Source organism: Paracoccus aminophilus JCM 7686, assembly GCF_000444995.1.
GTDB classification, from domain to species: domain Bacteria; phylum Pseudomonadota; class Alphaproteobacteria; order Rhodobacterales; family Rhodobacteraceae; genus Paracoccus; species Paracoccus aminophilus.
Map to the genome: position 1 here is coordinate 105,399 of NC_022049.1, position 12,062 is coordinate 117,460.

The 12,062-nt window shown below is 65.3% G+C and carries 10 protein-coding genes; 2 read left to right on the forward strand and 8 right to left on the reverse strand.

What is annotated here, in order from left to right; translation table 11 throughout:
- Positions 1 to 170: 170 nt before the first annotated feature.
- The gene (locus tag JCM7686_RS23635) at positions 171 to 812 is read left to right on the forward strand and encodes a stage II sporulation protein M (protein ID WP_020952268.1); all 642 of its coding nucleotides are present in this window, start codon (positions 171 to 173) and stop codon (positions 810 to 812) included.
- 123 nt (positions 813 to 935) lie between these two features.
- Entirely contained in the window at positions 936 to 1,430 is a 495-nt protein-coding gene (locus tag JCM7686_RS18625; RefSeq protein ID WP_020952269.1) for a DMT family transporter, read from the forward strand.
- Positions 1,431 to 1,448: 18 nt separating this feature from the next.
- On the opposite strand, the gene JCM7686_RS18630 is transcribed toward JCM7686_RS18625, so the two are convergent.
- The 8 genes from JCM7686_RS18630 to JCM7686_RS18665 form a co-directional block, all read right to left on the reverse strand.
- Positions 1,449 to 2,444, reverse strand: coding sequence for an ABC transporter permease (locus JCM7686_RS18630; protein ID WP_041528142.1), 996 nt, complete (start codon positions 2,442 to 2,444; stop codon positions 1,449 to 1,451).
- A 3-nt stretch (positions 2,445 to 2,447) separates the two neighbouring features.
- Positions 2,448 to 3,362 (reverse strand): ABC transporter permease, encoded by a 915-nt coding sequence (locus JCM7686_RS18635; RefSeq protein WP_020952271.1) that lies wholly within the window; start codon positions 3,360 to 3,362, stop codon positions 2,448 to 2,450.
- Positions 3,355 to 5,034: a dipeptide ABC transporter ATP-binding protein gene (locus JCM7686_RS18640; RefSeq protein WP_020952272.1), complete on the reverse strand. Its 1,680-nt coding sequence runs from the start codon at positions 5,032 to 5,034 to the stop codon at positions 3,355 to 3,357. Before JCM7686_RS18640 ends, JCM7686_RS18635 begins: the two co-directional genes overlap by 8 nt.
- A gap of 7 nt (positions 5,035 to 5,041) precedes the next feature.
- Positions 5,042 to 6,787, reverse strand: a complete 1,746-nt coding sequence (locus JCM7686_RS18645; RefSeq protein ID WP_020952273.1) for an ABC transporter substrate-binding protein — start codon at positions 6,785 to 6,787, stop codon at positions 5,042 to 5,044.
- Positions 6,788 to 6,930: 143 nt separating this feature from the next.
- On the reverse strand, positions 6,931 to 8,148 hold the full coding sequence (locus JCM7686_RS18650) for a GNAT family N-acetyltransferase (RefSeq protein WP_020952274.1): 1,218 nt from the start codon (positions 8,146 to 8,148) through the stop codon (positions 6,931 to 6,933).
- Between the two features lie 12 nt (positions 8,149 to 8,160).
- Positions 8,161 to 9,417, reverse strand: a complete 1,257-nt coding sequence (locus JCM7686_RS18655) for an acyl-CoA dehydrogenase family protein (protein WP_020952275.1) — start codon at positions 9,415 to 9,417, stop codon at positions 8,161 to 8,163.
- A 19-nt stretch (positions 9,418 to 9,436) separates the two neighbouring features.
- Entirely contained in the window at positions 9,437 to 10,606 is a 1,170-nt protein-coding gene (locus tag JCM7686_RS18660) for an LLM class flavin-dependent oxidoreductase (RefSeq protein WP_020952276.1), read from the reverse strand.
- Positions 10,603 to 12,057 (reverse strand): LLM class flavin-dependent oxidoreductase, encoded by a 1,455-nt coding sequence (locus JCM7686_RS18665; protein ID WP_020952277.1) that lies wholly within the window; start codon positions 12,055 to 12,057, stop codon positions 10,603 to 10,605. The genes JCM7686_RS18660 and JCM7686_RS18665 overlap by 4 nt, the downstream gene beginning before the upstream one ends.
- Positions 12,058 to 12,062 lie beyond the last annotated feature (5 nt).

The window sequence follows — 12,062 nt, forward strand, 5'->3', positions numbered from 1 at the left end:
AACTTCGGGCTTTTGCTCGATTGCTGACGGCTGAACTTTGCTGGCGAAACGGGTCTTGACCTCGGCTTTCGCACGACTTAGACCGAAATGGTTGGTTACAGACCGTTTCGGTAGATTCGGAGACCAGCCCCTCCGAACACAACCCCCTCAAGATAAGGAAGACCCTCCGCATGAAGTTCCTGTCCGAGCTTTCAGCCCTCATCCGGCAGTATCGCCATGCGTTTATCGCGCTCAATCTGATCCTTTACGGGCTTCTGGCCCTGACCATGGTCATCACGATGATGGTGCCGCAGCTGCAGCCTCTGGCGAGCGGCTGGTATGATATGAACAATATCTCGCTGCCGATCCTCGACCGGGGCGTCATGGCCTATGTGACGGGCGATTTCTGGACGGCGGCGGGGGTGACGCTTTTGGTCAATGTCAGCGTGGCGACCCTGCTGACCATTCTGCCCTCGATGATCATTCCCTATCTCGGCCTTGTCGCGCTGCTCTATCGCTTCATTCTCTGGGGGCCGATGTTCGCGCCTCTGGGCCTGCAACGGCTGATGTTCCTGCCGCATTTCCCGACCGTGCTGATCGAGGGATTCGCCTATATTCTCGCCGGTTTCGCCGCCTATATTCACAGCACCTATCTCAGCCATCCGGGCCATTACGGCTTTGCCACGCGCCGCGCGGCCTTCGTGCCGGGGCTGCGCCGGGTGCTGCCGGTCTATGTCGCGGTGCTGATCGTCTTGATCATCGGCGCGCTTTACGAGGCCTATGAGGTCATTCACCTGATCCCGGTTCTGGTCGAGGCGCAGACCCCGCACTAAGCGCATCCGGGCGGCCTTGGCGCCGCCCATATATGCACAGCAAGAATAAGATCTGCATAAATCCGAATTTCAAATCAACAGGCGGAATGGCTAGCTCTGGCTCAGACCTAACGGAGACCTGTCATGCAGCCTGTCACATTTCTTCTCGCCGCGCTGATCTCTGGCGCGCTTGTGCCCTTTCAGGCCGGAGCCAATGCCGCGCTTGGTCGCGCGCTTGGCCATCCCCTCTGGGCCACGCTGATCTCGCTTGCGGTCAGCGCAGCCTGTATCCTGCCGGTGATGCTGACCCTACGCGTGCCCGCGCCCCACCTCGCCGCGCTGGCGGGCCAGCCGAAATGGATCTGGATCGGCGGCGTCGCGGGGGTGATCTATATCACGGCGGCGCTGCTTCTCGCGCCAAAGCTCGGCGCGGCGAGCTTCATGACGGCGGTGATTGCGGGCCAGATCCTCGCCTCGCTGCTGATTGATTACGCGGGCGTCGTCGGCTTTGCCGCCAAGGAGATCACCGCGAGCCGGCTGATCGGCGCGGCTCTGGTGGTCTTGGGCGTTCTGGTCATGCAGGGCGGCGCGCTGATGCGCACGCTGCTGGGCACGGGCGCGGCAACACCTGCCGGTTAAATCCTTCGCGGGCCGACCTTACGAGCGGCCCTTTTCGCGCCACTCGGTCCAGAAATCGCCGACCGCCGTCATCAAGACGATCGCCGCGCCTGCCGTGACGGTCGTGCCGATCACCACCGGGAAATCGCCCTCGATCGCCGAAGACACCGCCAGCCGCCCCAGCCCGTCGATGCCGAAAATCGTCTCGGTGACGATGGCGCCGCCCAGAAGCGTGCCGATCTCCAGGGCGCCAAGCGAGATGATCGGATTGAGCGCGGCCGACAGCGCATGGCTGAAATAGATCCGCCCCTCGGGCAGGCCCTTGGCGCGGGCGGTGCGGATGTAATCGGCCTGCGCCACATCCAGAACCGCGCCGCGCACCACGCGCTGGAAGAGCCCCGCCTCGACCAAAGCGAGCGTCGCCCAAGGCAGCGCGAGATGGCGTGCCCATTGCAGCGGGCTCTCGCTCAGGGGGACATAGCCCGAGGAGGGAAAGATCGCCCAACCGGCCTGCGTCAGCAGGTAGAAGAAGACGTAGGAAAAGAGGATGCCGCTCAAGAGCACCGGCACCGACATGAAGATACAGGCGAAGAGCCCGCTCAGATGGTCCTGCCATTTGCCCTGATGGCGCGCGGCCCAGACGCCGCTGAGGATCGAGAGCGCGAACCAGATCAGCGCCGCGCCGATCACCAGCGACAAAGTGGCGGGCAGTTTCGACAAGATCAGATCGGTGACCGGCGCCTGTTTGCGGAAGGAATAGCCCAGACCCGGCGGCCAATGCATCAGCCCCATCGGCGCGCCCTGCACATCGGGGCCGCGGTAAAGATAGTGCCAAAGCTGGAGATACCACGGCTCATCCAGCCGCAAAGCGCGCGAGATCGCGTCGATGCTTTCCTGCGTCGCATTGATCGGCGCGAGCATGGCGGCAGGGTTGCGATAGGCCAATCGCGTCAGGAAAAAGCAGGCGATCAGCAGGATGACCAGGGTCGCGATGGATTGCGAAAGCGTGGTCAGAAGGCGGCGGTGCAGCGTCATCTCTCAGCCCCTTTGCGCGTCATGGGGGTCAAGCTGGCTGCGCAGCCCGGCTGCGAGCAGGTTCGCCGCCGCCACCGTCAGAAAGAGCGCGAGCCCCGGCGCAAGAAGCAGCCAGACCTGTTCCTGATAAAGCCCCGAGCGCTGCGCCTCGGCGATCATATTGCCAAGGCTCGGGGTCGGGGGCGCGATGCCGACGCCCAGAAAGGACAGCGTCGCCTCGGCCACGATATTGACCGGAAGCTGGACCGCCCAGAAGACGACGAGCTTCGGGGCGACGACCGGCAGGATCTCGGTGCGGAAGATTTCCAGCATGCGCGCGCCCGAGACTTGGGCCGCCTCGACCATCGGACCGCTGCGCAGGGCCTTGACCAGACCGCGCACCAGCCGCGCGAAATAGATCCATGAAAACAAGGCAATGACAATGGTGACCAGCAGCTCGGGCGAGATGCGGGGCAGGCCGTCCGGGCCTCGGTTCAGGGTCGCGAGCGCCAGCGCCGTCAAGACGAAGGGGAAGGCCAGCACGACATCCATGAAGCGGCCAAGCAGGCGATCGCCCCAGCCGCGCGACCAGCCCGACACCAGCCCGATCGCGGTCCCGATCAGCAGCGCGAGCGCGGTGGCCGGCACGCCGACCAGCAGCGAGACCCGCGTGCCGTAAAGCGTGCGCACCAGAACATCGCGGCCAAAGCCGTCCGAGCCAAGCGGGAACTCTGCCCCCGGCCCGACCGGCAGGCCCATCATATCGAGGCCGGTGGTGCGAAATTGCTCATTCGGGCCGTGGCCCAACCAGCCCGCGACCAGCGGCGCGGCGATGGCGGCAAGCAGGATCAGCCCGCCCAGAACCACGCCCGCAAGCAGCGCGGCATTGATGCGGGGCAGGCGCAGCCGCCCGGTTTCGGGAACAAGGATATCAAACATGAAGCGAGGCTCCGGAAGGCGCGAGCGGCGCGGCCTCGATGCGGCCATCCTGCAAATCGCGCAGGCGGCGGCCGGGCACGGCATCCAACAGGCGCCGGGTATAGGGATGGGCGGGCGCGGCAAAGATCGGGCCGGTCGGACCCGCCTCGACGATCTGGCCCTGTTCCAGCACGGCAAGCCGGTCGCAATAGCGCGCGACCACGCCGAGATCATGGGTGATGAGCAGGATCGAGAGGCCCATTTCAGCGCGCAACCGCGTGAAGAGCGCCAAGATTTCCGCCTGCGTGGTGATGTCGAGCGCCGAGACCGGCTCATCCGCGACGATCAGCCGGGGGCGCGGCGCCAAGGCGCGGGCAATCGCCACGCGCTGACGCTGCCCGCCCGAAAGCTGACCGGGCAGGCGCTGCGCAAGGCCGGGGTCAAGCCGCACGGTCTGCATCAGATCCGCGACCGCCTCGGCATCATGGGGACGCCCGGCACGGCGCAGGGGATCGGCGAGGATCGCGCCAATGCGGCGATGCGGGTTGAGGCTCGCATAGGGGTCTTGGAAAACCACCTGCACCTCATGGCGCAGCGCGGGCGGGAAGGGCGCTTCCAGCCGCTCGCCGTCCAGCAGCACGCGACCGCCATCGGCGCGATCAAGCCCCGCGATGATCCGTCCGAGCGTCGTCTTGCCAGAGCCGCTTTCGCCGACCAAGGCCACGATCTCGCCCGAGGCGACTTCAAGATCGACCCCGCGCAAAGCATGGTTGCCGGGAAAGCGCCGCGAGATTTCGCTGGCGCGCAGAAGGGGCTTCCTCGGGGCTTCGGGCGCGCGTGGCAGCAGCGGGCCTGCGGGTTGCAGCCCATGCGCGAGCCCCGCCGCGGCCAGCAATTTGCGCGCATAGGGGTGGCGCGGGCGGCGCATGACCTCGAGCACCTCGCCCTCTTCGACGATGCGCCCGTCCTGCATCACCACCAGCCGGTCGGCGATATCCGAGACCACCGCAAGGTCATGGCTGACGAACAGAACTGCCAAGCCGCGCTTTTGCTGAAGCTCTTTCAGAAGCGCCAGAATCTGCGCCTGCACCGTCACATCGAGCGCGGTCGTCGGCTCGTCGGCGATCAGCAGCGACGGGCTGAACGCCAAAGCCATGGCGATCATCACGCGCTGGCGCATCCCCCCCGAAAACTGGCGCGGCAGATCGTCGAGCCGCGCTTCGGGATTGCGGATGCCGACATCGGCCAGAAGCGCGTTGACGCGGCGGCGCAGCTCGGCCCGCGTGGGCCGGGGGCGCGGGGCATGGGCGAGAATGGTTTCGGAAATCTGGGTGAAGATCGTCTTGTAAGGATGCAAATTGCTTTGCGGATCTTGGAAAACATAGCCGATGCGCGCGCCCCTGAGCGCGCGCAAGGCCGAGCCGCGCAGATTGTGGATCGGGCGGCCTTCAAACCAGACCTCGCCGCTGACGCGCGCGCCGCGCGGCGCAAGCCCGGTCGCGGCCAGAAGCGAGATGCTTTTGCCCGAGCCCGAGACCCCCACCAGCGCCAGCGTCTCGCCCGCGCGGACCGAGAGCGAGATCTCCTCGACAATCCGCTCCTCGCGACCGGCAAAGCCGACCGAGAGGTTCTGGATGCGAAAAAGCGGCGGGGTTTCGGCCAAAGTTTCAGCCGATGGTGCGGGCACGGTCATGATAGGCTCAGGGCTTCAGCGCGATATTGGTGATGTCGGCCGCCACCGCGAGCGAGGACCAGGTCCAGTTCGCCAGACGATCCGAGCCGAGCACGATCTTGCGCTTCTCGATCAGCGGGATCCACGCGAGATCGGTCGAGACGAGCTGGTCGGCCTTGGTCCAGATCGGGCCGGGATTGTCCGACACGAACGCCTCTGCCGCGAGCTTGTTCAGCTCGGGGTTCGAATAGCAGATCGAATGGACATTGCCCGTGCCGCAGGGCGAGGCATCCGAATTCAGCCAACCACCCAGCAGCATCCGCGTCGAGGGCCCTTGCCAATCCGGCGCGAACTGGCTGCCGAGCGAGATGTCCCAGCGGCTCGTCGGGTCCTGGATATAGGCATACCATTGCGTCGGCGGGATCGGGATCAGGTTGATGTTGATCCCGGCCTTCTGCGCATCTTCCTTGACGGTCAGCGCAATCGCCTCGAACTGCGCGGTCGAGCGATAGGGCGCGTCGAAGGTGATGCCATTGGGGAAACCCGCCTCGGCCAGCAGCGCTTTCGCCTTTTCCGGATCGCCCTGATAATCCTTGGTCGGATAGGGGTCGAAGGGCTCGTAGCCCAGAATGGTCGAGGTGATGATCTGGGTCAGCGGCTCGGCCGAGATCGGCCCGCCCTGCGTCTGGACGATATTGGCGCGGTTGACCGCATAGGTCAGGGCTTGGCGCACGCGGATGTCGCGCAAGGCCTCGGCGCCCACCGATTTCGCCTCGGGCCGCGCGTTGAAGGTGATGAAATTCGCCGAGCCCGCGTTTGAGGCATGCAGGTTCGGGTTCTTGTCCTTGAGATAGCGCGCAATGGTCGCGCGCGGCGGCACTTCGAGGTAAAGCGACAGATCCGCCTCGCCGGTCGCGATCTTCTGGACGATGGTGTCCTCGTTGTTGGTGGTGAAATCAATCACGATTTCATCGGCATAGGCGGCGCGGACCGGATCGAGCTCGGCGCTGTAGCGCGGCGAGCGTTTCAGGACCAGCGTCTGGCCTTGGGCGTATTTCTCGACGAAATAGGGGCCGCTCGAGGGGAAATTCTGGCGGAACTCGACCGAATCCGGGAAGTATTTCGTGGCGATTTCCTCGGGCAGCGGGCTCACGAAGTTCATCGAGAGGATGTTGAGGAAATCGTAGTTCTTGCTGTCCGAGGTCAGGACCAGCGTGTAGTCGTCGGGCGCATGGACGCCGCTGATCTCATGGCTGTCGATAAAGGCTTTCGCGGTGGTCAGATCGCCCGGCGCGACCTTCTGGAAGGCCTCGCAATAATCCTTGAACCCCGAGAAGGCGAGGTTGAAGTAGTTGATCGCCGCCACCTGCTTGTTCGGATCGCAGAAGCGCTTGATCGCATAGACGAAATCGCCCGCCTTGATCTCGCGGTCGGTCGGGCCGGAATAGGTCACGCCCTTGCGCAGATGGAAGGTATAGGTCTTGCCATCGGGCGACACATCCCAGGAGGTCGCGAGATCGGGGACGAGCGTGGTGTCGTCCTTCAGATCGGTGGGCGAGCCCTTATAGGTGACCAGCTGGCGCGTCACCGCGCGCAAAACCGCCCAGGAATCGGTGCTGTAGCCGGTCAGCGGATCGAAAGCGTCGAGATCGCTGTTCAGGGATGCGATGCGCAGGGTGCCGCCCTGTTGAAGCGTCTCGGCACCGGCGGGGGCGGCAAGGCTCAGACCCGCGAGGGCAAGGGCAGCGAAGCTGCTGGAGGAAAAGAGCGACAAGGAGGTTCTCCGGAGGGGCGTGTTCGGCCGGGATCGGCGTTAATTCACGATCTGATTTATCGTGTTTGTAGCCAATCTCAATGGTCGGGTTTGGGCGATTTTCGGCCCCGCCGGAGAGGTTTCTTCTGTGGAACAGGGCTCGCCTAGAAGGCGATCCCTGCATGGGGTTTACGGCTGACCGTGGTCAGGCGCGCGAGGCGTTCGATCACCGAATCGGGGGCGGTGATGCGCCCGGCATCGGCCAGAACCTGCGGCTCGAGCGCGCCGAAAAGCAGCGAGGCAAGATCGCCGATCCCGATCTGCAGATCGGCGCGTTCGCTCGTCGCCCCGGCCTCGGGGCCCAGCCGCCATTGGCCGGAATTCGCAGGCAGGATCTCATCCGTGACCGAAACGACCACCGCCGCGCCCTCGCCAAAGTGGCGCTTGGCCAGAAGCCCGGGCAGATCGAGAATGCGCAGCCAGCTTTCATCCTTGACCGCGCCAAGCGTCACCGCGCGCGGATCGTCAATCAGCAGGGGCAGCGCGTCATCGAGCGGGCGCGACGGGAAGGTCGCGCGGTGGATGATGTCTTGCGCGTAAAGATGGCCGATCAGATCGCGATAGGCCGCCGCATCATGGGCAATGAGATCGTCGATGATGACGCCGCGATCGCGCGCGACCAGCCAGTTGTCGGAGGGCTCGGGATGAAAGCGCAGATAGCCGCGCTCGCGCCCTTTCGGGCCAAGCGTGATCGCGTGATGGGGCGTCGCGCCGTTGCGGGTGCGAAACTCTTGCATCGCCCACCAGCTGTCCCAACGCCGCAACTGCGCGCCGCGCCGCGCGGGGGTTTCGGCGGCAATGCGCTGCAAAAGCGGCAGATCGGCCAAGGGATCGACCGGCCGCAATTCATCGCGCCGGGTCGGAACCGCCAGACGGCTCCGGCTCAGATCCAGCTCGATCCGCAAGGCCTGCGAGCCGATGCCATAGCCATAGCGGCCATAGATCCGTGCATCCGAGGCGCGCAGCCCGGCGACCGCATAGCCTTGAAGGCGCGCCGCTTGCAGCTGATGGGACAGCAACCTGCGCGCAACGCCTCGGCGTGTCGCATGGGGCGCGGTGCCGACATGGGTGACGCCAAGATGGCGCACCCATTCCCCGCCGGGCAAAGCAATTTCGCCGGGATATCCGTTGACTGTGCCCAAAAGTTCATCATTCTCGAAGGCACCGATCGGCGCGCCTTGCGCCAGAAAACGGGTCTCGAGATCCGGGGCGAGCCGCGCCAGATCGGGCAGGATCAGGATCGAACGGCGAAAAAGCGCGAAGGCCGCGCGTTTCTCGGCTTCGCTTTCCAGCGGGCGGATGGTCAGGGCAGTGTCAAGCATGTCAGTTGGCTTTCACGTCGCGGCTTTCGGCGGCTCGGTATAGACCCGAGGCACCGGCAATGTCCCGGAAATCCGCGCCAGACCGATTTCGCGGGCGCGGTAAGAGACCGGATCATGGGTCGTATGGGTGCGGATATTGCGCCAGAAATGGTCGAGACCAAAGCGGTTTGCGGTCGAGCGCCCGCCGGTCAGCTCGTAAATCCGGGCCGTCACCTCAAGCGAGACATCATTGGCGACGACCTTGGCCTGATCGACCAGAACCGCCAGACGGCCCCAGTCGTCGCGCGCCAGATCCGGCCCGGCGAAGAGCGCCTCCTGAAAGGCCAAGGTCGCGCGGTCGGCCAGCGCAATCCCGGCCTCGACCTGCGCCGACAAGCGGCCAAGGATCACGGCATTATAGGGATCCTCGACCGCCGAACTCAGCCCCGATTCCGGCCAGGGACGGCCTTCCTCGCGGATATAGGTCTCGGCGGCCTCTAGCGCGCCCTCGGCAATGCCCAGATAGAATTGCGCGAAAATGATCTGGCTGAAGAGCCCGCGCAGCCCGTCGCGCTCGGCGCTCTCGCCCGGCCAGTGATCGAGGGCAGAGAGGCGTTCATGCTCGAAAAGCTCGACCCGGTCGAAGGTCACCGAACCCGAGGCGGTCAGGCGCTGGCCGAGATTGTCCCAATCGTTGCCAAAGCTGATCCCCGCGCGGTCGGTCGGGATCTGGTAATGGACGCGCCGGCCCTTGTCCCAGAGGCTGACAGTGATGATCTGCGAAATCGCCGTGCCGGTCGCGAAGCTGCGCTTGCCCGAGATGAAGCGGCGCGTGCCCTCGGTCTCGATTTCCGACCATTGATCGCGCGGGTTCGAGACGCCGCCCTGAAACCAGCCACGTTCCGCGACATGGCGCGTGGTTTCGGCCCATTGCGCGGGCGTGCCGAGGATATAGGTCCAGACGCCGTTCGAATAATGATAGGCGATGAGCTGCCCGATCGAGCCATCGCCCGCCGAAATCAGCCGCACGATCTCCATCGCTTGCAAAAGGCTCGCGCCGCCGCCGCCGAAATCACGCGGCGCGGCAAGGCCGAGAAGACCGGCCTGACGCAAGAGCTCGATCTCGGCATGGGGGTCGAGATTGGCGCGGTCGCGGGCCGAAATCGTCGCGGCCAACTCGGCCGCAATCGCGCGGGCGCGGATCTTCCAGCGCGCGAATTCGGGCGCGGCGATGCCCTGATAAAGCTCGGCTAAGCCCTGCGCGGGCGCGGGGGCAAGATCCAGGGTCATCGCGATTTCTCCTTGTCTCTCACAGCGTTACCGGGGCGAGCAGCCCGCGCGCGCGCAAGACCGCCGCCGCGCCCTCGCCGAAATGCCAGGCCTCTTCGAGATGGGGCTGGCCCGAGAGGATGAAATGGTCAAAGCCGGTCCGGTGATAGGTCTCGATCAGATCCGCGACCTGCGCATGGCTGCCGACGATCGCGGTCCCCGCGCCGCCCCGCACAAGGCCGAAACCGGACCAGAGGCCGGGGTAAATCTCGAGCTCGCGCGCCGAACGCGGCACGCCCTCATGGCTTTGATGCAGCGCCGACATCTGCGCCTGCGCGACCGATTCCGATTTCGCAAGCAGGCTGCGCGCGCTTTTCACCGCCTCGGGGTCGAGCCACGACAAGAGCTTATCGGCCACCGCCCAAGCCTCGGCCTCGGTATCGCGCGAGATGACATGCAGGCGGATGCCGAAATTCAGCTTGCGGCCTTTCGCGCTTGCTGCGGCGCGCAGACGGGCGATGCGCGCGGCCTCGATTTCGGGCGGCTGACCCCAGCTGAGCGCGACATCGGCCTGAGCCGCCGCGACCGCCTCGGCGGCAGGGCTCGCGCCGCCGAAGAAGATCTCGGGCAGGGCGTAGGGCGCGGGGTCGATGCGGGCCTCGCGAATGTCGAAATGCGCGCCCTGATAGGAAAAGGGCTGATCGGCAGGCGCCGCGCTGACGCCCCGGACCACGGCGAGAAACTCCTCGGTCCGCGCATAGCGCGCGTCATGGTCGAGGTGATCGCCAAAGCGCGCCTGCTCATAGCGGTCGCCGCCGGTCACCACATTGAGCAAAAGCCGCCCGCCGGTCATGCGCTGAAAGCTCGCCGCCTGATGGGCGACCAGCGTCGGCGAGATCAGGCCCGGGCGAAAGGCCACCAGAAACTTGAGGCGTTCGGTGTCAGCCGACAGCGCCGCCGTCGCGATCCAGGCATCCTCGCACCAGGTCCCGGTCGGGGTCAGCACGGCGTGAAAGCCCTGCGCCTCGGCGGCGCGGGCGACCTCTGCCAGATAGGCGCGGGTGGGCGCGCGAAACCCGCCCGAGGCCCCGACCAGATGGCTGTCATTGCCCGAGCCGGTCAGCCCCCGGCTGTCGCCATTGGTCGGCAGATACCAGTGCAGATGGATGCGGCCCGTCGAGGTTTTGTTCGTATTGCCCTGATTGCTCATGCTTTCAGCCTTTCCGGTGCCGAGGCCGCTCGGTAATCCTGATCGAGCACGGAGGGCCCATCCCAAAGCGCGCGGAACCCCGCACCGGGATGATCGGGGCCGAGCCGGTCATGGCCCAGAAGCCGCCCGCGCAGCGTCTGGCCCGCACCTTCGGGCGTCAGACGGCCGCGCGCGCGCAGTTCCGGCACGACATAAGTGATGAAATCCTCAAACGAGCCCGGGCTGACCGCATAGGCGATGTTGAAGCCATCAACCCCGGCCTCCTCGGCCAGAGCCTCCATCTGGTCAGCGATCTGCGCGCCAGTGCCGACGAACTTCGGATGGATGCCGCCAAGGCCGATATATTCGGCGATGTCGCGCACCGTCCAGCGCCGCCCGGCATCCTTGGCCGTCAGCCCGCGCAAAGCCGAGCGGCCCGCATTGGTTTCAATATATTCGAGCGGCTGGTCGAGGTCATATTGCGCCCAATCGACCCCGGTCCAGGCCGAGAAAAGCGCCAGCGCCGCCTCGATGCTGGTATGGGCGAGATAATCGGCCTCTTTGGCGCGGGCCTCGGCCTCGGTCGCGGCGGGGATGGCAAGGATCGCGGTGATGAATTTCAGACTTTGCGGATCGCGGCCAAGCTCGACCGCACGCGCCCGGATCGCCTCGACCGAGGCGCGCATCTGCGCGGGATTGGTGCCGCCCAGAAAGACCACCTCGGCATTTTGCGCGGCGAATTCGCGCCCGCGCGGCGAGGTGCCCGCCTGAAAGATCAGCGGCGTGCGCTGGGGCGAGGGCGCGCTCAGATGGGCGTCGGGAACCGAGAAATAGCTCCCGTGATGGTGGATCGGATGGACCTTTTCGGGGCGCGAATAAAGCCCCGAGGCGCGGTCGCGCACCAGCGCATCCTCCTCCCACGAGCCCTCCCAAAGCTTGAAGCAGACATCGACGAATTCCTGCGCGCGCTCGTAGCGCTCATCATGCTCCATCTGCGCGTCATGGCCGAGATTGCGCGCCGCCGATTCAAGAATCGAGGTCACGACATTCCACGCGACCCGGCCCTTGGTCAGGTGATCGAGCGTCGAGAATTTTCTAGCTAAAAGATAGGGTTGCTCGTAACTTGTCGAAACCGTCACGCCAAATCCCAGCCGTTTCGTGACCCCCGCCATTGCCGCGACCAGCACAAGCGGGTCATTCAGCGGCTGCTGCGCGGCGCTGCGCAAAGCCGCGTCGGGCGAGCCGCCATAGACATCGAGCGGGCCCAGAGCATCGGCGATGAATAGGTTGTCAAAGCCGCCCTTGTCGAGCAGCTCGGCCAGCCCGGTCCAATAGGAGAGCTTGGTGTAATTTTGCGACTGATCGCTCGGATGACGCCAGACCCCGGCCGAGACATGGCCGGGCACTGTCATGGCAAATCCGTTCAGGATCAGTGGTTTCTTGGCAGAAGTTGTGGTGATGTGATCGCTCATCTTGG